Source organism: Deinococcus arcticus (genome assembly GCF_003028415.1).
Taxonomy (GTDB): domain Bacteria; phylum Deinococcota; class Deinococci; order Deinococcales; family Deinococcaceae; genus Deinococcus; species Deinococcus arcticus.
In genome coordinates this window covers 18,749-41,508 of record NZ_PYSV01000017.1, presented here as the reverse complement: position 1 = coordinate 41,508, position 22,760 = coordinate 18,749, and the positions used below count along the sequence as shown (strand labels likewise).

The 22,760-nt window shown below is 63.3% G+C and carries 13 protein-coding genes and 1 pseudogene; 10 read left to right on the top strand and 4 right to left on the bottom strand.

The genetic code is table 11. The annotated features are described in order from the left end of the window. Position 1: 1 nt before the first annotated feature. From C8263_RS15335 to C8263_RS19015, 6 genes are all read left to right on the top strand, one after another. On the top strand, positions 2 to 2,812 hold the full coding sequence (locus tag C8263_RS15335) for a DEAD/DEAH box helicase (RefSeq protein ID WP_107139012.1): 2,811 nt from the start codon (positions 2 to 4) through the stop codon (positions 2,810 to 2,812). Further along, positions 2,809 to 6,783 carry an Eco57I restriction-modification methylase domain-containing protein gene (locus tag C8263_RS15330; RefSeq protein WP_107139011.1) on the top strand — a complete coding sequence of 1,325 codons (3,975 nt, stop codon included), beginning with the start codon at positions 2,809 to 2,811 and terminating at the stop codon, positions 6,781 to 6,783. The genes C8263_RS15335 and C8263_RS15330 overlap by 4 nt, the downstream gene beginning before the upstream one ends. A gap of 52 nt (positions 6,784 to 6,835) precedes the next feature. After that, positions 6,836 to 7,234, top strand: coding sequence for a type II toxin-antitoxin system RelE/ParE family toxin (locus C8263_RS15325; protein ID WP_199188420.1), 399 nt, complete (start codon positions 6,836 to 6,838; stop codon positions 7,232 to 7,234). 1 nt (position 7,235) lies between these two features. After that, on the top strand, positions 7,236 to 7,676 hold the full coding sequence (locus C8263_RS15320; RefSeq protein WP_107139009.1) for a helix-turn-helix domain-containing protein: 441 nt from the start codon (positions 7,236 to 7,238) through the stop codon (positions 7,674 to 7,676). Between the two features lie 32 nt (positions 7,677 to 7,708). Next, entirely contained in the window at positions 7,709 to 8,248 is a 540-nt protein-coding gene (locus C8263_RS15315) for a hypothetical protein (protein ID WP_233218847.1), read from the top strand. 673 nt (positions 8,249 to 8,921) lie between these two features. Next, positions 8,922 to 10,301 carry a Piwi domain-containing protein gene (locus C8263_RS19015; protein WP_158263828.1) on the top strand — a complete coding sequence of 460 codons (1,380 nt, stop codon included), beginning with the start codon at positions 8,922 to 8,924 and terminating at the stop codon, positions 10,299 to 10,301. A 204-nt stretch (positions 10,302 to 10,505) separates the two neighbouring features. On the opposite strand, the gene C8263_RS19505 is transcribed toward C8263_RS19015, so the two are convergent. After that, a complete protein-coding gene (locus C8263_RS19505) occupies positions 10,506 to 10,709 on the bottom strand; it encodes a hypothetical protein (RefSeq protein WP_199188421.1) in 204 nt (67 codons plus the stop codon). A 175-nt stretch (positions 10,710 to 10,884) separates the two neighbouring features. Next, positions 10,885 to 12,083, bottom strand: a pseudogene (locus C8263_RS15305) (IS3 family transposase). Positions 12,084 to 12,373: 290 nt separating this feature from the next. On the opposite strand from C8263_RS15305, the gene C8263_RS15300 reads away from it, so the two are divergent. The 4 genes from C8263_RS15300 to C8263_RS15285 all read left to right on the top strand — a co-directional run bounded on the left by C8263_RS15300 (position 12,374) and on the right by C8263_RS15285 (position 18,186). Then, positions 12,374 to 12,973, top strand: a complete 600-nt coding sequence (locus tag C8263_RS15300) for a Panacea domain-containing protein (protein WP_158263827.1) — start codon at positions 12,374 to 12,376, stop codon at positions 12,971 to 12,973. Positions 12,974 to 13,034: 61 nt separating this feature from the next. Beyond that, positions 13,035 to 13,544 (top strand): Fic family protein, encoded by a 510-nt coding sequence (locus C8263_RS15295; RefSeq protein WP_158263826.1) that lies wholly within the window; start codon positions 13,035 to 13,037, stop codon positions 13,542 to 13,544. Positions 13,545 to 13,561: 17 nt separating this feature from the next. Then, entirely contained in the window at positions 13,562 to 16,885 is a 3,324-nt protein-coding gene (locus C8263_RS15290; protein WP_107139004.1) for a DUF4357 domain-containing protein, read from the top strand. Further along, the gene (locus C8263_RS15285; RefSeq protein ID WP_107139003.1) at positions 16,885 to 18,186 is read left to right on the top strand and encodes an McrC family protein; all 1,302 of its coding nucleotides are present in this window, start codon (positions 16,885 to 16,887) and stop codon (positions 18,184 to 18,186) included. Before C8263_RS15290 ends, C8263_RS15285 begins: the two co-directional genes overlap by 1 nt. A gap of 51 nt (positions 18,187 to 18,237) precedes the next feature. Here the strand turns inward: C8263_RS15285 and C8263_RS15280 are convergent, their stop codons facing one another. Together C8263_RS15280 and C8263_RS15275 are read right to left on the bottom strand one after the other, a co-directional pair. Beyond that, entirely contained in the window at positions 18,238 to 20,346 is a 2,109-nt protein-coding gene (locus tag C8263_RS15280; protein WP_107139002.1) for a hypothetical protein, read from the bottom strand. Next, positions 20,343 to 22,760, bottom strand: coding sequence for a hypothetical protein (locus tag C8263_RS15275; protein ID WP_107139001.1), 2,418 nt, complete (start codon positions 22,758 to 22,760; stop codon positions 20,343 to 20,345). The genes C8263_RS15280 and C8263_RS15275 overlap by 4 nt, the downstream gene beginning before the upstream one ends.

Here is a 22,760-nt window from a genome sequence, read left to right as displayed (position 1 = left end):
CATGGCATTCGATATCGGTTCGATGGTGCGTGCCCGCGGGCGCGACTGGGTGGTGCTGCCCGACAGCAGCGCGGACTTCCTGCTGCTCAAGCCGCTTGGCGGCAGTGACGCGGAAATCACCGGCGTGTACGCCGGCGACGGGGGAGAAGAGGTCACGTCCGCCGCGTTTGCCCCGCCCAGCCCAACAGCGTTTGGGACGGCGAGCGGCGCGCGGCTGCTGCTGAACGCTGCTCGCCTCGCGGTGCGCAGTGGAGCGGGCCCCTTCCGGTCCCTGGGGCGATTGGGCGTGGAGCCCCGCCCGTACCAGCTCGTGCCTCTGTTGATGGCCCTGCGGCAGAGCCCGGCGCGGCTCCTGATCGCCGACGACGTAGGGATCGGCAAGACCGTCGAAGCGGCCCTGATCGCCCGTGAGCTGCTGGACCGCGGCGAGATCGACCGGCTGACGGTCCTGTGCCCCCCGCACCTCGCGGAGCAGTGGGTCGAAGAACTCCGCGTGAAGTTCGGCATTGACGCCGTGGCCGTGCTGCCTGGCACCGCCCGGCGCCTGGAGCGCGGCTGCAACCCGGGGCAGAGCGTCTTTGACCGCTACAAGTTCACGGTCGTCAGTCTGGACCTTGTGAAGAGTGACCGCTGGCGGCAGGAGTTCCTGCAGGGCGCGCCGGACTTCGTGATCGTGGATGAGGCGCACGCCAGCGCGGAAGGCGAGGGAATGGGCGCCAAGCGGCACCAGCGTTACCGCCTGCTCGAAGACCTGGCGAGGAACCCAGACCGGCACCTGCTGCTCGTGACCGCCACGCCGCACAGCGGCAAAGAAGACGCTTTCCGCAGCCTGCTCAGGCTCCTGAATCCGGATTTCGCGACGCTGCCGCTTGACCTCAGTGGCGCGCAGAACGAACGGGCCCGCGCCACGCTCGCCCGGCATCTCGTGCAGCGCGGGCGCAAGGACATCAGCGACTACCTGCGGGAGGACACGCCGTTCCCCACCCGGCGTGACGCGGAACTCAAGTACACCCTGCACCCGGAGTACGCCGCCCTGTTCGAGGATGTCCTTGCGTACGCGCGGGAGAGCGTGCACGTGCCTGGGGAAGCGCAGAGCCGCACCCGCATCCGCTGGTGGGCCGCACTGGGCCTGCTGCGCGCCCTGGCGAGCAGTCCACAGGCGGCCGCAGCCACTCTGCGCGAGCGCGCCGGGACGGAAGGCGAGACCGACGAAGCTGTGATCGAGCGCCTGGGCCGGGAACTCGTCTTCGACCCGGAGGAGAGCGCTGAAGGCACGCTGGACATCACGCCAGGGGCGCAGGTGGACGCCGAACAGAGCGAGACCACCCGGCGTCTACTGGCTCTTGCGGACCGTGCGGACCTGCTGGCCGGCGCCAAGGACCGCAAGCTCGCCCTGCTCACCGCGCAGGTCCAGGAACTGGTGAAGGCTGGCCTGGCCCCCATCGTCTTCTGCCGGTTCATCGCCACCGCCGAAGCGGTCGCTGAGCATCTCAAAGGCGTACTGAAAGGCGTGGAGGTCGCGGCTGTGACGGGCCGCCTCACGCCCGACGAGCGGGTGGTGCGTGTGGACGAACTCGCCCAGGCGGAAAAACGCGTTCTGGTGGCCACCGACTGCCTGTCGGAAGGCATCAACCTGCAGCAGGCGTTCAGCGCTGTCGTGCACTACGACCTGCCGTGGAACCCGACGCGTCTCGACCAGCGCGAAGGTCGTGTGGACCGCTATGGACAGGCGTCCAAAGAAGTGCGGGTTCTGACCCTGTACGGCGAAGACAACCGCATCGACACCCTGATCCTCGACGTGCTCGTCCGCAAGCACCGCCTCATCCGCGCCACGCTGGGCACCAGCGTGCCTGCCCCGGACGAGGCGGAGAGCCTGCTGGACGTGCTGCTCACCCGCGTGCTGAACGCCGACCGGCGCGAAGCCATACAGCCGTCCCTTTTCGAGGACGTGCAGGCCTTCGACCTGAAGTGGCGCGACGCTGCTGAGAGCGAGAAGAAATCCCGCAGCCGCTTTGCACAGAACAGCATCCGCCCGGAAGAAGTGGCGGGGGAACTCGCCGCCGTACGCGAAGCCCTGGGGGACGCGCATGCCGCCCAGGACTTCGTGCTCGACGCCCTGAGAGGCGCAGGGGTCAGCGTGACTCCACGCCTGGACGGCAGCTTCGACGCGGATCCCGCGCAGGCGGACGTGCGCCCGGAGTTCCGCGACTTCCTGCGGGGCGCGCGTCGCTTCCGTTTTGACGCCCGCACGGAACGGGGCGTGACGCCGCTGGCCCGCAACCATCCGTTGGTCGAGCAACTCGCCAGCACGGTCCTCGGGCAGGCGCTGGAGACCGCCGAGACCGCCGCCGCCAAACGCGTCGGTGTGATCCGTAGCTCACAGGTGAGCACGCAGACCACGTTGCTGCTCCTGCGCCACCGCTTCCACCTCACCGGCCGTAAAGGAAACCGCACCTGGCAGACCCTGGCCGAAGAGCTCGACCTGATGGCCTACGCGGGCCGCGCGGACAACCCAAGCTGGCTGAGTGCTGAGCAGGCCCGCGCCCTGCTGACCCTCACGCCGGAAGGGAACCTTGACCCCGTGCAAAAAGAAGACCGGCTGACCCGGGCCATCACCGACCTGGGCGGCATGGATGACGTGCTGATGGGCCGCGCCCGTGACCGTGCGGCGGCGCTGCTCGACGCCCACGAACGTGTGCGCGGGGCCGCCAAAGGCCAGGGCGTCACCTACACCGTGGAGCCCCCAGGGCCCCCAGACCTGCTTGGCGTTTACGTGTTCCTGCCCATGCCCAGACTCGTGGGGCTGGCATGAGCGCCACACAACTCCAGCACGTCCGCGTGCACGGCCTGGGCCTCACCGACGACTTCCTGCTGCAACTCTCCGACCGGGCGCAAACCGCCAAGGTGGAGGGCGCGACGCCGGTCAGCTATGACCTCCCGCCCCGCACCAGCCTCGAGGAAGCCATTCGGGACGCCTGGGCCGACGCGCGCAAGGCGTGGCTGAAATACACGGCGCACGGGACCGATACCTGGGCCGGGTGGATCCGGCCGCTGCTCAAGGCCCTGGACTACTCGTTCCCAGGAGGTGGGGCCACCGGTGGAAAATACGCCGTGAATCACCTCAGCGAGACGGGGGACGTGCCGCTGCACTTTACAAAGCAGCCCGACCTCGACCGGGTGACCGACGAAACCGGCTTGCGTGTCAGTCCACACGGCCTGATGCAGGGCTACCTGAACGCTATGCCCGAGCACCTCTGGGGACTGGTGACGAACGGGGAGACGCTGCGCCTCCTGCGGGACAACGCGCAGGTCACGCGACCGGCGTACGTGGAGTTCCAGATCGGGGAGATGCTGCGCACCGAGGACGCCCGCGCCTTCCGCGTGCTGTGGCTGCTGCTGCACCGCACCCGGTTGCGCGGCGGCAAAGCCGGCGTGCTGGAGAAGTGGAACGAGGCCAGCAAGGCGCTTGGGCAGCGGGCGAACGACACCCTGCGCGACGGGGTGCAACTCGCCATTGAGCATTTGGGCACCGGCTTCCTGCAGCACAACCCGAGCCTCTTGGAGCGCACCCGAAGTGGTGAGGTGACGGCGCAGGACCTCTACCGCGCAGCGCTCACCACCGTGTACCAGATGGTGTTCCTGTTCGTGACGGAGGACCGCGACCTGCTCTTCGCCCGGGACGAGCAAGGGGAGTACGTTCCCGACGCGCAGACCCGCGCCCGCGCCGCGCACTACCTGACCCAGTCCCTGCGGCAGAAGGCCGGCGCATTGCATGGCAACCCCACGCACATCGACGCCTACGTGGGCTGGGAACGGCTGCTGGACCACCTGCGGACCGGGTTTCCTTCCTTGGGCCTCCCCGCACTGGGGAGCCTGCTGTTCCAGACCAATCTCCTGAGCGGTCTGAAACTGGGCAACGAAGCTTTCTACAACGCCGTGCGCGCCCTGAGCGAGATCAGTGTGAACGGCAGTCTCCGTCCTGTGAACTACGCCGGACTGGACTCTGAGGAGCTCGGGAGCATCTACGAGAGCCTGCTCGAACTGGTGCCGCGCATCGAACCCGGCCCACGCTTTTCCCTGACCGTGCTGCCTGGCAACGAACGCAAGAGTACCGGCAGTTACTACACGCCCAGCAGCCTGATTGGTCTCTTGCTCGATAGCGCCCTGGATCCTGTGATCGACGACGCCGTGCGGGACAAGCTGCCGCAAGACGCCATGGCCGCCCTGAAAGGCCTGAAGGTCATTGACCCGGCCTGCGGCAGCGGGCACTTCCTGATCGCTGCCGCGCGCCGGATCGGGGTCCGGCTTGCGGAACTGGAGGAAGAAACCTCTCAGCCCAGCCCCCGCGCCCTGCGCCGCGCCACCCGCACGGTCATCGCGCACTGCATTTACGGTGCGGACATCAACCCCATGGCCATTGAACTGGCCAAAGTGGCCTTATGGCTGGAAAGCCAGGACGCCGGGAAACCTCTGGCGTTCCTAGACCACCGTCTGAGGGTCGGCAACAGCCTGCTGGGCATCACAGAAGAGGGCATGCAGGTTGAGGAGGTGCTGAAGGATACCTCCAGGACCCGTACCACTGACAAGGAAACGGTCGTCAGGCTGCTGGGCCTGACCGACGAGGCTTTCAGTGTGCTGGAAGGCGACGAGAAAAAGACGGTAGCCGACTTGAAAAAGCGAAACAAGCAGGAGCGCAAGGCCCTGGCCCCTGCCGCTGGCAACCAGCCCACGCTGCTGGGAGCGTCTAGCCTGGGCATCAAGCTGGGGGCCCTGAACCGCATTGAGCCCAACACGTTGCAGGACGTGCAGGCCCAGGCCAGCACCTTTCAGGCCATCGAAGTCGATACCGAGCGCCTGCGGCGTAAGGCGCTGGCTGACGCGTGGTGTGCGGCCTTTGTCTTGCCAAAAGTGCCGGGTGCCCCCGCCATGACCACTGCTGACCTGTACCGCCTCCAAGCGGGTGAAGCGCTGCCTGCGCTGCGGCAGGCTGTGACTGAAACGGCCCGTCAGTACCGCTTTCTGCATCCACACATTGAATTCCCCGATGTGTTCGGGGATCAGGGGAAAGGGGGCTTTGACTGCGTGTTGGGCAACCCGCCGTGGGAGCAAGTGCAGCTTGACCCGCAGGAATTCTTCGCGGCAACACACCCAGATGTGGCAAACGCCGCTAATATGGCCGCTCGCGAACAGCTCATTGCTGAACTGGAAGATACCGACCCAACTGCCTTCAAAACCTACCTTGATGCCAAGCGCGAGCTTGAAGGCGTGCAGCACTTTCTTCACAGCTCGGGACGTTATCCCACGACCAGCTTTGGACGCCTGAATACCGCTCCGCTGTTCTCGGAGCTCGCAACGCAGTGGGTCAATGGTAAGGGCGCGATGGGCATTATTGTGCCGACCGGAATTGCCACTGATTCCTTCAACCAATATTTCTTCAATGCGCTGGTGGATTCGCGACGGCTTATCAGCCTCTTTGACTTCGAGAACCGAGAAGCGTTGTTTCCCGGCGTTCACCGTTCTTTCAAGTTCTGCACCTTAACTGTGGGCGGCGAGCAGCGCACCACAGACGCGGCGCAATTTTCCTTCTTCGCCTTGCAGCCCAGCGACGTGCAAGACTCAGAAAAGCGTTTTGAACTTTCGCCCATCGACATCGCGCTGTTGAATCCCAATACCCGCACCACGCCGGTCTTCCGGAGTCGTAAGGACGCTGAGCTCACTAAAGCGATATACCAGCGCATTCCTATTCTGTTCCGCGAGGCGACCACCCGCGTAGAGAATGGCGAAGAAGTCATCGTCCCGGAGGAAAACCCGTGGGGCATCAAGTTCATGCTTATGTTCATGATGAATACAGGCTCACGCATCTTTAGAACAGCGAAGCAACTTGAAGCCGAAGGCTGGGCCCTGGACGGCAACCGCTACCGCCAGGGCGAACGCCGCATGCTGCCTCTGTACGAAGCGAAACTGATGCACCAGTTTGACCACCGCTATGCCACCTACACAGACAGCGGCGACACGCGCGACCTGACCAGTGCGGAAAAGGCTGATCCCACTTGCCTGCCCCTGCCGAGGTACTGGGTGGCGGAAGGAGAGGTGGAAGACCGGCTGATTCAGCGCGATAAGAATGGGCGTGTGGTCTGGGCGTGGCCCCGCGACTGGCTGATGGGATGGCGTGATATTGCACGCAGCACGGATGAAAGAACGTTCATTGGTGCGATCTATCCGAGGCGAGCAGCAGGCGACACGTTCCTGCAAATGTTTCCGTCTTGTTCAGTTGCACAGATTCCGGGGTTGCTCGGAACGCTGAACTCTTTCGCTCATGATTTTGCTGTAAGGCAAAAAGTCGGCGGTACGCACCTGAAGTACAACGTAACCCGTCAGTTCCCCGTTCTTCCCCCCTCCGCCTTCACTCCCCTTCTCCTGGCCTTCATCACGCCTCGGGTATTGGAACTCACGTACACCGCGCATGACCTGAGAGGCTTTGCCCGCGACCTGGGCTATGCGGGCGGCCCCTTCACCTGGGAGGACGAACGCCGCTTCTGGCTACGCGCCGAACTGGACGCGCTGTACTTCATCCTCTATGGGATCAAGCAAGACGAAGTGGAGTACATCATGGAGACGTTCCCCATCGTCAAGCGCAAAGATGTGGCCGCTCACAGGTCGTACCGCACGAAGCAGGCAATCCTATCGGTCTTCGACGAACTGAGCGCGCTCGGACTGGATTACCTGCATAAGTACCGCAGCCGCGTGCCAGGTGGGCAGGTGGCCGGGGGATGGGTGCCATGAGCCAATCAATTTATCGTAGATCTGCTATAGTTCCTGGTAAGGTGATGACCAGTTGAGCCGCGATCTGTTCTGGGTTGGATCCAGCAAAAAGGATCTGCGGGAAATGCCGGAGGAGGTGATTCGTGAGTTTGGCTTCGTCTTACGGGCTGTCCAAAATGGCGGTCAGCATTCCTCTATCAAGGTTTGGAAGGGCGAGGCTGGTGTATACGAAATCCGTATCAGCAACTCCGATTCAACGTTTCGTACCGTATACCTAGTCAATCTATCTACCGGAATTTATGTGCTACACGCTTTTCAGAAAAAATCGTCTACAGGAATAAAAACATCCCAGTTAGACAAGGACATGGTTGCGGCACGTTTTTCTAAGGCGAAGCAAATACATGAAGAGTTGTTAGCAGAAAAAGACAAGTCAAATGAAGTGCGAAAAGTAGCAAAGAAAAAGGGTAGATAAAATGAAAAAAGGCGCTAGCAGCGAAATTGAGTTCGAGAAGAGCAGTGGAAACATCTTTGCCGACTTGGGCTTGGATAATCCAGGTGAGAGTCTCATACAAGCTGATCTGGCTCTGGCTATCGCCCGTGAAGTGCGTGAAAGGGCGTGGACTCAGGCACAAGCCGCCGCCGTTATGGGCGTGTCTCAGTCTGATGTCTCTAATATTGTGCGCGGCAAATTAAAGGGCTTCTCCATTGAGCGGCTCACGCGACTGCTGGGGTTCCTGGACTGCGAAGTCGAAGTGGTCGTGAGGTCCAGACACGCTGACGTTCAGTTCGAAGTTTCCACCTCTACAGAGAATGTGCTGAGGCGCTCCCCTCCAAACATCCCCTTCATACCGCCCATTCCAGTTCAGGTCATTGTGGACCCCTGCCCGCCGCTCCCTAAAGTCCGGAACGGCTAATGCCACGCGCCCACACTAAAACCCCTCCTGCAATGAATGCCGCCTCCTACAACCGTTTCGTAGCGGGCGTGCAACCCACCCGCATTGAGCTAGGCGAAGTCAACGCGAGTGCTAAACCCTCCAATTTGCAAGAACTCAATGTTCGGGTAGATACCAAATTCACTATGGGATGCGTGCAGAGCAACACCCAGGCCCGAACCTTCGATATCGAGGCGCGTCTGCAAATGCAGTTCCTCACCGATAAGGGACTCGAGGTGGGTCGGTTCATTTGTCTCTATCACCTTTCCTACTTGTCGGCGGAGGCGCTCGAAGATTCAGTGCTGGAAGAATTTACACGGCGCAATGCACCAGTTCACGTGTGGCCCTTTATGCGCGAACTAGTGCTAAATCTCACGCAGCGTTTTGGTTGGACAGGCTTTGTGCTGCCTAGTTTTTTTATACCGTCGGCTGCCGCAGTAGTCGAAAGTGGCGTAAGTCAGGGCGGCTCAGTTAACCACCTCGCTGAGACAACCAACACAAGCAAAGTGCCTGCCAAAAAGCCGCGAAGGTCAGCTCCGAAATCGGACGCTTGACCAGGAATTCACAGAGGATACGGAGAGATTGAGGCTCAACCATTTTCCCCTCAGAGCAGACATTCCGCTTTTTAGGACATCCTACCGGCACCAAAATCCACGTGCCCTCCTGGGGTTTGTTCGCCGCGAAGGCTTCACGGCGGAGCAACGGGATGGGCAAGTTAGTGTGTATCACGGCCTACCCCGGCCAGAATTTCGGGGTGCGGTGGCGGATCTATCTAAAAGGCTTATGCCAGAAGACCCAGCGTTTGAACGTGGGGTTTCGTCCCTTATCCGTGGAGCTTTGCTCCAGTCAGGTTATGTGCTGACTGAGCGAGCGCGAGCGGCCATTCACCCAACCCAACAGCGTGCGCCTCTCCAAACACCCAAACGCACTGCCGCTGGCATCCCAGTCAATGCCCATCTCCGCTGGGAGTGGGAGCTGGAACGGCATTCTGGTCAGATCTGGCTGGTGCTGCGGCCAGGACGCACGTTCCTCTCGGCGCTTCCCTGGACAACTGAAGCCATGCAGGCGTGGGGCTCGACCTTAGCCCACAGTGTTTCTCAGCTACATGCCGTGTGCCTCCGTTCTGGACAGCGGGAGCGGCTCCTTAGGGAAGCAGACAACTGGGTTTTTCGTCGTTCGGAGCGTGGGGCAGAGGATTTGTGGCACCTCAGTTTCTCCTCAAAGGCATTGAGCGACTTGAATCTCTCCGGCGATGCACACCACTGCTCAGCCTTGAGCATGGCTGAAGTACGGCAACTTGTCCAACTTCCGGGCTTGTGGCAACCGTTCGTCACCTCATTAGAGCCGCTGGAGGTCGACGGGAAAGTAATCGAAGGGCAACGCTTGCGATTCGGTCGTGGCTTTGGGCGTGATGTCACTGAAGTACATAAGCGGGGCATTCTTACGCCACCGCCCCTCCCAGTGCGGCTTCTGGTAGTGCCTCCAGAACTGGAAGACCTGCCTGCGAATCAACAGCTTCGACAGGAGTTGTTGGCGCATCTGTTGCCCCGCGAGGTGGTCCTCCGGCACCCAGATGCTTCTGAAGGTCTGAGAAAGCACTTGAATCGCCGGGAATCGGATGACACGCTTTACTCCTTCTGGAGCGCTGGAGATTACCGAAAGCTGGGGTTGGAGCCGTTTGACCTCGTCAAAGGCTTGCACAAGTATGAATCGACGAACGGTCGATTACTGGCTCCAGAGGAGCTTGATGGAGTTGCGGCCGAGGCGGACAGGGCAGGCCGTCAATTGATTGGATTGGTGATCCTCTCACAAACCATGAGGCGCGAGGAACGGGACGCTCTGTTCGGACAACTTGGCCGGCTGGGTGTGAGCAAGTTGCTGCCGATCAGCCGTGAGATGCTGAACCGGCCCCGGAGCGAGTACATGGCCTGGGTCAATGTCGCCGTGAAACTGGCGCAGAAGGCTGGGGCAATACCTTGGGATGTAGTGAATCTTCCCGGAATCACTGAGCGAACGTTCTTCGTTGGCGTAGACCTAGGTCACGACCACCGCGAAGGAAAAAGTGTTCCCGCGTTTTCCTTACACGAGTTCAGGGGCCGTCCAGTGAACTGTGTCACTCTCCGAAAGCGGGTTGGAAATGAGCGCTTAAGCCTGGGTGAGTTGAAAGAGGGCTTTAGCAAGCTTCTTCGAGGCAAGCGACCTGACCAAGTCGTTGTTCACCGAGATGGGCGATTCTTGGACGGCGAAGTGGACGACTTCATGATTGCTCTGAACGACCTGGGGATCCCCTGCGTGACCCTCCTGGCTGTAAAAAAGAGCAACCTGAGCATGGTGGCGGATGCTGAAGAGGGAACTGTGCTGGCACTGGATTCCCGGCGTTGCCTGCTCGTTACGAATACCCAGTCAGTTGTGGCGCGCCCCACTGAGCTGGAGGTCATGCATAGTGACCGTGCGGATTTATCTACACTGACAGAGCAAGTGTTCTGGCTGACACGGGTATTTATGAATAATGCTCAGCACGCAGGGGGTGACCCGTCTACCGTGGAGTGGGCCAACGGGATTGCCCGCACTGGAAAGCGAGTTCCCCTGGCCGGATGGCGAGCGTAACTCGTAGGCCGTGGGTAACCTCGACACTGTTCGGTTCTATCCCTAGGTAGAGAGCATCGTGGATAATTTCCCGAAATGAGGTAAGAGAAAGGCAAAATCGCCTCACAAATGGAGGATTTGGTGACCAATACCAGTGCCCAACCGGGCGACGATCACCTCTGGGCGCTGGGCTTTCCAGAGTGGCAGGAAATCACAGGCCGCTCTTCAATCGCAGACCGGCATAAGCCGAAGGAACGCTGCGGCATCTACGTGTTGGGGTTTGTCAACGGTGAACGGTACATCGGCCAGGCCGTGGATGTAGTGCGGCGATTTAACGATCACCGCAAGAACCACACGGACATCACGCAAATGACCTTCAAGCGGGTGAAACAGGCGGAGCTGAACGAGGTCGAGCGCCACTGCATTCATACGCTGGAGGCGCGGGGCTTGCGGCTGCGCAACATCTCACTGATGAGCGTCGTGCAAGGGGAACGCGACCTGGACCTGGTGGTGACGCCGCTGGAGCAGGAGCAGTGGCTGACCGGCGACCGTGGCGGTCTGAATGACGCAGCACTGGGCCTGCCCCGATTGTGCGTAGTTGAAGTTAAGCGGCTGTCGCTTGGCGTTCGAACTCCAGGGGCGTCAAGTACCCCAGAGTGGAATGACGGCGCTGGCGGTTATAGAAGACTTCCATGTACTCGAAGACAGCATGGCGGGCAGCAGCACGGCTCTCGAAGATGACCTCCTCGAACAGCTCCCGTTTCAGGGAGCTGAAAAAACTTTCCACGACGGCATTGTCCCAGCAATCCCCCTTGCGGCTCATGCTGCCCCTGGCCCGCAGGCGGGCCAGTTCTTCCTGAAAGAGCCTGCTGGCGTATTGGCTGCCCCTATCGCTGTGATGCAGCAGGCCCGGTGGGGGAAGGCGGCGCCCTGCGGCCATTTGAAGGGCGGCCAGCGGCAACGTGGCGGGCATGGACGCGTCCATCGCATAGCCCACCACAGCCCGGGAGTGCAGGTCCAGTGTGATCGCCAGGTACAGCCAGCCTTCTCTCGTCGGCAGGTACGTCAGGTCGGACGCCCAGACCTGGTTGGGCTGGTGGACCTCGAACTGGCGCTCCAGCAGATTTGGGCAGACCGAGAGGGTGTGGTGGCTGTCGGTGGTTCGCACCCAGCGGCGCTTCCCTTTGGCCCGGAGCCCCCCCGAGCGCATCAGGCGAGCCACACGCTTTCGAGACACCCGCAGGCCTTCGGCTCGCAGTTCTGCGTGAACGCGTGGTGCCCCATATCTGCCCTTACTGCGCTGATGAGCGTCCAGGATGCGCTGCTCCAGCAGCGCATCCTGCTGCTTGCGGTTCGAGATCGGCCTTCTTCGCCAACTGTGGTACCCGCTCACCGAAACCTCCAGCACCCGACACATCACGTCCAGACGGTAGTGCGTGCGGTGAGCGTGGATGAAGCGGTACCTCAGCGTGTGATCTCTTTGGCGAAGAAGCGGGCAAGCCCCATACGGGTGCTGTTCTGCCCAAGACAGGCCGCCGCTTTTTTCAGAATCTCACGCTCCTGGCGCAGGATTTCGTTCTCTTTGCACAGCCGCTGAATCTCCTGCTGTTCTGGGGTCAGGATCTGTTTCCCCTGACCAGGAAAAGCCGACTCGCCCTTCTCCTCCTCGGCGTTCATCCACTTTCGCAGCAGTGAGGCATTGATGCCCAGGTCGCGGGCGGTGCCCGAGAGGTTGCCGCTGGTTCGGGCGAGTTGCACGGCATCTCGCTTGAACTCGGCGGTATGAATTCTGCGGTTCGTCATGATGGCGCCTCCTATCTTTGAGGCTTATCTCCACCTGCGCAAAACCGGGTCACCCTCAGGAGCTGGTGGACGCGGCGTTGCAGACATTTGAATCCAGGCAAGCCGAGTTGGAGGCATAGTTGCAACAGCACAGTGAGGTGGAGTGACGAGGTCTTTGACCTCCTCCCTGCAGGGCCATGCACCAGAAGATGCTCACGTCTATCCGGACACCTCAACAGCTTCCGCTCCAAACCTTCGTTATGCTCCCGTCAGAATGGAGGCGTATACTGCTTGTCCCAGGGGGTGAGGGCATGACGACCATTGCAGCGGCAGCAGCGGTACTCCAACAGGAATTCGGGGCCGAAGGCATGAAACTCCAGAAGATTCTGTACTACGCGCAGGCGGCGGCGCTGGTGCAGCGGGGCCTGCCCCTTTTCTCGGAAGAGTTTCAGGCGTGGCGGCACGGCCCGGTGAACCGTGACATCTGGGACGGGCAGGTCATGCCCGCTCCACTGCCTGCTGCGGACGTCGAGCTCCTGCGCGCCACCTGGGCAAAATACGGGCACCTGACGGCGTACGAGCTCAGCGACCTGAGCCACGAGGACGCGCCGTGGAAAGACACCCGCGGTGATCTGCCCGCCGGGGCAAACTGCGACCGGATCATTTCCCAGGAGGCCATGCAGGCGTTCTACCTGGGCCGTGAGCTTGCCAAAGGGCCAGACGGCAAGTGGGTGCATGTCCCCCCCACAGCCGCGCAATGGGCGCGGGCGAAGGCACAGCTTGTGATTCACCGTCAGGCACGTCAGGGCACTTTGAGGGGCGTGGACCGCCGCACCTTCATTGATCAGCAGGTGATCGCCACGCAGCGCCTGGAAGGCCTTGCCGTTTCCCTCCCCGGCATGCATGGGTGACGAGAGTCCAAGAGGTAAAAACGACGCGCCTGAGCAGGTTCCAGCAACCACTCAGGCGCTCTTGCTGCTCCATCACCAGCTCTTCGACGCGCCCCCAGCCACCTTGCAGGTCAGCGATCTCCAAGCGTGGCACGCAGTGCTGGGGGCCGCGTTGGGCATCCGGGCAGGGGCCTGGCGCACGGGTGACGTCACCTTCGGGTCGTACTATGGCCTGCCACCATCGGAGATTGACGCGGCGGTGCACGCCACCTACGCCCACGCCAATGAACATCTGGACTACCTGAGTTACCTTCCAGACGCCGCGGACCGCCTGGAAGGCGTGGTGATGGTGAGCGCGTATGTTCACGCGCGCTTGATCCGCATTCACCCATTCGAGGATGGCAATGGCCGCACGGCCCGCCTCGTGCTGACGGGGCAATTCCTCACGGCTGGGTTCGACCCGCCAAACCTGAGCCGCCTCTCCAGGGACGTGTACCTCTCCGCGTTGAACCGGTACAACCACCTGGGCACGGATGACCTGTACTGCCCTGCGCTGGACCCGCTGAAAAAGGTCATCCTCGACCTCCTGTAACCCATAGAATCGCCGCAATGGACACCACTGCTCCTGCTGGCGCTGCGACCGGGCCAACGTTTAAGTTGAACACCTCTGGTGTGCAGGCCCAGGCCCAGGTGCGAGCTGGGCAGTTCGTGGTGCTGGCGGGCAGCACGGCCCGGGCGGAGGAAGTGCCGTCCCTGGCGAATCACACGTACGCACAGTTGCGCGCCAACCTCCGCGCCACAGGTCAGCTGGTCGAGGCTGGCGCGGGCCAGCTTCGTTTCACGGCAGACACGCCTTTCGCGTCGCCCAGCGCGGCTGCGGTCGCGGTGCTGGGCCGCACGGCCAATGGGAAGCTGGAGTGGAAGCGGGAGGATCAGCCAGAGGTGACGTACGGGGACTGGTTGGCCCAGGCCGGGAGTGCGGGGCCAACGGACCACCTGCCCGCAGGCGGGATGGTGACCACCTGGCAGCCCTTCTTCCGTGAGCTGGCAGCGCGCCTGCTGGACTACGAGGACCGGCAACTCGAACTGATTCAGATACTCCGGACTGCGGGCATCGCCATCAACCACGACGAAGGCGAACCCCTGACCGAGATGGATCCCTTCACGTTCTTCTCGCTGATTCTGAAGCACACGTCCAACAGCTCGGCCCTAAACCTGTTCGCCAAGGTGGGCGCAGCGTTGGGGATCCAGGCGGACGTGCCGACAGACCTGAACGGCGTGCCGTGGAGCAACCCCATGAACGCCTGGTTCTTTGCTTACCGCAGCAAGCGTCAGGCTGGGGACGTCCCGACGCTCTGGCAGCTGGCCCGTCAGGCGGTCGACGGCAACCTTGACGCCCAGACCTTCGAGGCGGCCCTGAACATCAGGAAAGTGGCCTTGCCCAAACTCACGCAGGGCCTGTTCTGGCTCAATCCAGAGCGGTATTTGGCCCTGAACGGCGTGAATGTGCCCTACCTGCAAGGGCGGGGCGTGGCACAAGCCGGGCAGGTTCAGACCCTGGCGGACTACGACACCGTGCTGGGCTTAGCCCGGCGGCTGAATGCAGACTTTCCTGCGCTGTCACACGCCGCCTGGCTCCAGGCGCAAAGCGGCAACCAGGTGGCCGTGATGGACAGCGACCACTTCCCGTTCACGCAGTATCAGGCGGATGCCGGGCAGTACGTGGGTGACCGCGTGAAAGGCAACCTGGTCCTTGACCGCAAGTACGCGCCGCTGCTGCTGGACCTGATGGCGGGGAACTGGACGGCGCTGAAGCCGTCCCGCTCGCCCTACAGCGGCCGCGAGCAGCTCGCGGTGAAGGTGAGTCTTGGTGGCGGCGCCAAAACGGACAGCGGGGCGTTCGCGCGCGCGTTGTTGTTCGCCGATGGCGGTGGGTATGAGTACGTGACGTTCCCTGCCGGACTCACCCTGGAAGCGGGCCTCCCAGACGGCAAGGCGGACGGCCCCCGGCAGGCCCTGCAGGACCCGGACACATGGGCGCACCTGCTGGCCCTCCTGAACGCGCCCCTGCCTGAAGGTTTGCAGGCCACCCTGACCCTGAACACAGAATTCGGCGCCTTGACCCTGCTGCCCCTGGGGCCAGCGCAGTGGCAGGACGCCGAGACAGCTCTGGAACGCTACCGGCAGGGCACGGGGCTCAATCGCCGCCTGCGCATCGGGCTGAGCCTGCACCCGCAGCACCTGACGTCAGACGCTTTTCCGGATCTTCTCGACGCGGCCTTGACGTACATCGATGAGCTTCTCGCCCTGCTCGACCGCCTCATGTCCCCGCCCACCGCTTCACCGGCGACGGGCAGCGCGGAGCCGGTCATTGAGGTCGCCGGCACTCAGACCCTGGCCCACGAGCCGCAGGCTTTTCAGCCCGTTCCGGGTGTCCCGCTGAACCAGATACTCTATGGGCCTCCGGGCACGGGGAAGACCTACCGCGTGGTGGAAGAGGCCCTGGCGGTTCTTGATCCGGTGTTCCTCGCGGACCATGCCGGACGTGAGGGCCGCGCCGCGCGGAAAGCGCGGTACGACGGGCTGGTGGCCCAGGGACGAGTCTCGTTCATTACCTTCCACCAGTCCTTCGGGTACGAGGACTTCATTGAAGGCATCAAGCCTGTCATGACGGGTGGTGTTCTGTCTTACCGCCTGGACGACGGCGTCTTCCTGAAGGCAGTCCGGGCAGCCGGCGGGCACCTGGACAGCCCAACCTCTGACGAACAACCGACGCCCGCCGTCCCCCAGGCCCAGCCAGGAACACAGGTCTGGCGCATGTACATCGACGGCTCAGTGCCAGTCAGTCGCATCCGGGACCTGAGTCTCACGCGCGGCGAACTGAGGATGGGCAGCTTCAAAACCAAACCCCGGGATCTGACCCACCTCGGCGTGGAGGAACTGAGTGGCCGTCAACTGCTCTTCAAGGACAGCATGCGCACCGGTGACCTCGTGCTGCTGGCCACAGGCGTGGACCGGATCGGCGCGGTGGGCATCGTCACGGGGGACTACCTCTTCGATCCCCACAGCGATCCGGCGTTCGCCACCGATTATGCCCACGCCCGGTCCGTGAACTGGCTGGCGACCGGCCTGAACCTCAGTGCGACCGGCACCTTAGGGAAGCCCTTTGCCCCGCCCACCCTGCAACGGGTGACCGGCGTCAGCCCTGAGCAGGTCCTGAAGGCGCTTGGTCTCGCCCTCCCTCCCGAACCCCTGCAGCGGCCTGGTCCGTCTGTTCAGCCGCACGTCCTGATCATTGATGAGATCAACCGTGGCAACATCTCCAAGATCTTCGGCGAACTGATCACGCTCCTGGAAAGCAGCAAACGCGCCGGAGCGTCCGAAGCGCTGAGCGTGACCCTGCCGCTCAGTCGCCGGACGCTCAGCATTCCGCAGAGCCTGTACGTCATCGGCACCATGAACACCGCCGACCGGAGCCTCACCCTGCTGGACGCCGCGCTGCGCCGGCGGTTCGTGTTCAAACCCGTCTGGCCCGAACCTGAACTCCTTCCTGTGTTGACCCTGGAGCACACTGGACTGGACCTCAGGAAATTCCTCTTCGTCATCAATGACCGGATTGAACGTCTCCTCAGCCGTGAGCAGGTCATTGGGCACGCCTACCTGCTGGGCCTGCCAGCCACCCTGGAGGGGGTTGCCAGCGCCGTCCGTGAACGCATCCTGCCCCTGCTTGAGGAGTACTTCTTCGAGGATTGGAGCAAGATCCGCGAGGTTCTCGGGGATCCGGGCAAACCTCTCGAAGCGCAGTTCATTCACCAGATTGGCAAAGGCAGCGAGATTCGGTACCGTCTCAATCCGCAGGCGTTTGGAAACATTGAGGCGTTCACCGGGGTCTATGCGCAGGTGAATGATGCGGATTTCCCCTTTAACGCCTGATGAATGGTCAGCGGTTCGAGGTCCGTGAACACGACACGCTGGTCCGAGGAGCCCGGCCACCAGAGGCAGGGGCGAACGTCACGGCCCTGCCACCAGAGACTTTCGATGCCGTGCAGGCGGTGCTGCTGGACCCCGCCTACGACCTGAAGCCCGTCGCAACGCCTACGCGCCTTTCAGGGCAGGCCGCCCTGAAACTCACGCAGTGGGTGGGCGTGGTGCGCACGCCAGACGGCGCAACCGTGGAGATTCTTCCGAAGACCCATGAGCGCCCTGGCCACCGTGCCCAGCCCGACTCACTCCGCCGCAGTCGCGCCCTTCTTGTGCGGATGCTGGCTGCCACGGACGCGCGGTTTCGGGTGGCCCCTCCAGCGGAGCTTCAGACCGCAGAGATGCCTCTCTCTGAAGTCGTCATCCGCTACGCCCTGGAAGGCATTCGCGCGGCCGTGCGGCGCGGCATTCCCCATGCGTATGTCCCAGTTCAGGAAGAGCGCCAGGGCCTGCGGGGCCGACTGGACCTGCCGCGCCAGGTGCGGCAGCCGCCTCACCGGGCGCACCTGCTCCACGTGACCTTTGACGAATTTCTGCCTGACCGGCCAGAAACCCGGCTGACCCGCCTGGCCGTGGAGCGGCTCGCCTCGCTCACACGCGTCCCCAGCAGTGGACGCCTGGCCCGGGAGCTGCTCGCCACCCTGGATGACGTGCCCCCCAGCCGGAACGTGGCCCCGGACTTCTCCGCCTGGCGGCTTGGGCGGAGCCACACGCACTTCGCGCCTCTCGAAGGCATCTGTCGCATGGTGCTTCACGACCTCAACCCAGTGGCGGCCGGCTCAGAGAACCGGGCCAACGCCCTGCTGTTCGACATGAACGCGGTGTACGAAGCGTACGTGGCCCAGCTCCTCGCGGCCCTTTACCCCGACTGGCGTGTGGACACCCAGGTCACGGACCGTGCGCTGGGCGACGTGGCGGGCACGCCCGCTTTCAAGCTGCGGCCAGACCTGGTGCTTCATCTGCCTGGACGTGCGCTCATCGTTGCGGACACCAAGTGGAAACGTCTCAGGCCGGATAAGGCGCCTATCTACGATGTCAGCAATGCGGACGTGTACCAGATGCTCGCGTACAGTCACGTCTTTCAAGGTGTGGACCCTGCACCAGCGCGGGAGTTGTGGCTGATCTACCCTCGCCTGCCCGGCCTGCCCGCCGTGGCTTCATCCATCGACTTACGAGGGGGGCGGTCCTTGAAGATCATCACCGTCGACCTTGGGCAGGAGGAGTTGGAGAAGCAGTGGCCTGAGGCGCTGTGATTCAGGTGAACCGGCAGGCGTTCTTTGCGGCCGTCCCCCTTTCTTCAGGCGTCAGGGTGCGTCGTGTCTTCCTTCGACTGACAACCGGGCATCCGGACAAATGAAGCTGTCCAGGTCGAAGGGGTCCGGTAGCGTCAGCACGTCCCGGCCGTAGAGGCGGTCGGCCCAGCCAGGGTCAGCCTCAAGTGTCGGGACAGTGTGGAGATGTGGGAGCAGCCACGGGTGACGCTGCTGGCACGCCGGGCACCGCCTCAAACTCCAGGCTGCGCCGCAGTCGCCGCATTCGCAGTGGAACTGATCGTCCTGCCAATGAGAGAACTCAGCGCCCTCCGTCCCGCAGACCGGGCAGCGGCGCAGGCGGCTCAAGTGCTCTTCGCTGGCTTCAAGAGCGGTCAGGAAGGTGGTCCACTCATCCAACTCGGCCTGCAGGCGTTCCACCTCGCGCTGGGCGCGGCGCTGGGTGAGGCGATCGGCATTATGGGTGGCCAGTTGCCGCTTCACGTCCTCAAGGACCTGCTGACGGCGGCGGCCTTCTTCCGTCCAGGAGCCTGGTCGCGTTCTCAGGGGGCCGAGCAGGGCCCACCCGCCTGGGCCGCGTGGCTGCAGCACGTCAGGAAGCTCAGCGCGCGGCACGGCTGCACCGGTTTCGAAGGTGGGTGGGTACGCGGTAAAGCGGGCGCCGGTGAGCACCAGGCGCAACACGCGGGCCAGCCGCTCAACACTTTCCAGATCTACGGCGGAAACGGGCAGGCAGCTGAGCATCGGGTGCAGCCGGACGGGATCGCTCGACACCGCCTGCAATTCGGGAATCAGGGTCTGTTGCGCGTTGCCCGGGTAGAGAAGAAGCGTTCGGGTGGTGAGGGCCCTGGCCTCTTCTCTCAGGGCGGCAACAGCCCGGCTCACGTCCTCCCGGCGCAGGTCACCGAATGGAGTAGGTGAGGCAACCACCCGGAGGATGGACGTCCCCGCCTGCTGCAGGGAACAAGTGCCGTCGAGCTGCCACGTCAGCTCAGTGGGGCCTTCAGGGCCTCGCAGGGACAGGGTTGCCCCAGGGTGGAGGGCAGTGTCGGCGACAGGCGTGAACTCAAACTGCTGCAGGGCGTGGAGGGTCAGGAGCAGCGCGTAGCGGTCGAATTGCGCGGCTTCGTGCTGCGCGGTCTGCTGCTGCTCCTGAACGGAGGCGTGGCCGGTGTGGGCATGGCGGTGCCAGGATCTCCACAGGCGGGCGACGCGGCGGTAGTGGGGGTCGTTTCCGAGAATGTTGGTGAGGCGCAGCTGGGCAGGAACTTGGCTCTTGGTCGGCACCTGGCTGTAGAGCGGGCTCGCTTTCAGCCGTCCAAGCCGGTAGAGCAGTTGGTCGAGTTCTGTCAGGCGTTCACGGCCGAGGCGCTGGGCCTCTGTAAGGTCAAGGGACTCGCCCCAGAGCCGGTAGACCCGCCGCTGCCGCCAGTGCATGCCACTCGGGGGGGCCTGGGCGTTCAGGTCAATGGTGTCCAAGCCGTTAAGCAATTCTCTCACCCGGGCCAGGCGCCGGCGAACGTACTGGGTGAGATGATCCACCAGCCGCGCCGCCACCCGGTTCTCGTAGATGTCATACAGGTCATCGCGGACGTTGGTGATGACCCGTCTGGGGCGCACGCCCCGTAAAGTCCGCGCGTCCCAGTCTTCCGTATGGGACGCCAGGTAGTTGACGGCCCGCACCGGGATCTGGCGGGCGCGGCTCACCAGTTGACGTTCCTCAAAAATTTCCAGATGCGTCCGTGGCTTTCGGCACACCTCTTCCAGGTGCGGGAGTTCCCGCTCCATGGCGTCTTCCAGGGGATACCGGTGAAGTTCGTCAGTCAGGTCACGGTCGAGCGGTGACACCTGGAGCCAGTCTGCCCAGCCACCCGTGTCCAGCGCCAGTCCGGTGAGCGCCGCCTCAAGCGAGCCGAGCGGCGCCCGGGTCTCATGGGGCGCCGGGAATGCCACGGTGACCGGGTCGGCCGGGGCGGCGCTCCAGGTCAGGACGCCCCGTGCGTCCGGAAGAAGGGGCGTCCTGGCCGGAACCGACAGACCATTGAGGAGCCCACTGGTGGCGCTGATCCAGAGGCCAGAGAGGCCGAAGCCCGGCAACGGGGCCGCTGCGCCAGTCAGGCGGCTGACGGCTTGACCGCTCATGCGCTGACGGTGCTGACACCCAGTCGGCGCAGCGCCTGTTCGAGACAGCGGTTGGACTGCTCGGGGAGGCCGCCCAATTTCGGCCAGGTTGTTCGGAGCTGGTGTTGCAGCTCCGTCAGGTCATCCGGCCGCACGTCAAACTGATTCTGAACTTTGCGCAGAACTTTGCTGGCCAGAATGTGATCCGTCGCCTGCGCGACCGTGCCGCCTGCAGCCACCATCACAGGCACGAACGCCCTCATCTGCCGTTCCAGACGGTTGCCCCAGTTCAGCCCGAACCGGTCGTGCAGGACGCCGCCGAGCTCCGTTTCCAGGTAGGAATAAGCCTGATCGGCCGCCGCTTCGTGCGTCCGTTGGGCGGCCCGGAACGCCTCATTGAGGGCGGCATATGAGAGGGGGAGCCGCTCCGTCACCCGCTGCGGCTGGACCTGTGCCGGGTGGCGGGGCAGTTCCATCACGTGCGCGCGGTCGTAGGTCTTGTCGGCGAAGTCCTTGGTGCTTTCGTCATGGTTGGCTGTGCCGATGAACCAGACGTTGTCGGGCAGTTCCAGAATGCGGCCGTCTTTCAGGTTCCTGGGTGAAGGACTGACCGGGGCTTCCATCAGGGTGAGTTGCTTGCGCTCCGGGTTTTCCAGGATCGACAGGATGCTCGCGAAGTAGTGCTCCGTTTGCGACAGGTTCATCTCGTCGAGCACCAACATCACGGGGATGTCCTGGTAGCGGGGAAGCGTGGCTTTGTACAGCGCCTGCAGGAACTCCGCTTCGTAGAAGCGCCGCTCGAACGCGTTGAAGTGCCCGATCAGGTCGGCTTTGTCCCGCCAGCCAGACTGCACTTCAGTGAGTGAACTGAGGCCGCCGGTGGCGCGGGCAAACGCGAGCGGCAGGCTGGTCTTCCCAGTGCCGCTGATGCCCTGCAGGAGGTGCAGTCGGCTCATGGCCAAGCCGGCCACGAACGTGCGCAAGGTGTGCAGGCTGTACTGAAGAGGTTGCTGCTCATCCGACGCCATGCGCACCTGAAGGCCATTGACAAAGACGCCCAGGTCGGACAGCTGCTCATCGAGAGGAGGAATCTCGTGCAGGGCTTCCCGGGAATCGAGGTCCGTGCAGGCCGGGAAGACAACCTTGCCTTCGGATGAAGTGATGTGCTTGTCCACGTCGGCTTTCAGTTCCCGTAAGGCGGTGCGCAGCAGGGTCGCCTGCGTTTCGAGACTGAGTTTGTGGTCGCGCAGGGTCTCCAGTTCCGTCACGGCGATGCCAGCCCGTTCCAGCCGCTGCTTGAGCTCACTGATGGTCTGGCCGTCCTGGAGCCGCTTGGCTTCCCAGTCGGTGCGTTCCGTCTCGAGCAGCCGCAGCCGCTGCACGGTGTCCTCGGAGGGCCGGGCGTTGAGCTGGCTGCGCAGCTGATCGCGTTCCGACCGGAGGGTATGCAGTTCCCGCAGGACATCGTCGGGCGTGCGGCCACCGAACTGCAAAGTGGCCTGCACCTGGGCGTCCAGCATCTTGGCCAGCGTGTCGCGTTCGCCGCGCGCGGACTGAAGCCGGTCTTGCAGCTCACGGATCTGGGCTTCGAATTTCTCCAGGTCACGGGCCACTTCCTGCCGGGCCCGTGTCTTGAGGTGCCGGCGTTCCTCCTCGAGATCTTCTTTCTCGAATTCCAGCTGCTGCAGGTCGCGCTCCAGCTTGAGCTGCCGGGCCTGAAGCTTCTGCATGTCGCGGCCCACGGCGCCGCGCGCCTCATTGACCTTCAACTCGAATTCGGTTTCACGGCGTCGCAGCTCGCTGGCATGGGCTTCCCGGGCCTCGCGCAGCGCTTTCTCATGTTGCTCCCGTTGGGTCAGCAGGTCCTGGTGCAGGCGACGCCCTTCCGTGGTGAGCCGCTCGATTTCCGTGCGCAGTTCAGCCACGGCCGCCTCGCGTTTCTGCAGGAATCCCGCCTCGGCATCGGCTTCCCGCCCGACCAGGTCCTCCTCGCGCTGCACCAGATGCCGCTTGTCCTGGTCGAGTTGACGGCGTTCGGCCTGCAGCGCCTGCCGGTCGGTGTCGAGCGCGGCCCGCTCTTTTTTCAGCTCGTCCCCACGTTTCTCTGCCGCGCCCGATTTCGTTTCGGCTTCAGCCACCTTGGCGTCCAGCGTGCGCCTGCGGCCCTCAAGCAGAACCAGTGCTTCCGCCACCTGCTTGAACCGGCGTTCGAGTTCCGCCTGTGGTTCGGCTGTTGGCAGGGCCGGCGTCGGAACGGCTGCCAGCTGGACCTGCTCTTCCGGAAGCGTGTCTCGCAACAGGTCACCGTACTGTTGGGAGAAGACTTCGAGCGCCTGATTGAACGACGGGACCTGAGCTGCGCCGGCGGGCGCCGTCGTGGCCGGCTGACCGGACGTGGACCGCGGGTTAAATTTATTCTTGTTCTTTTTGGACAT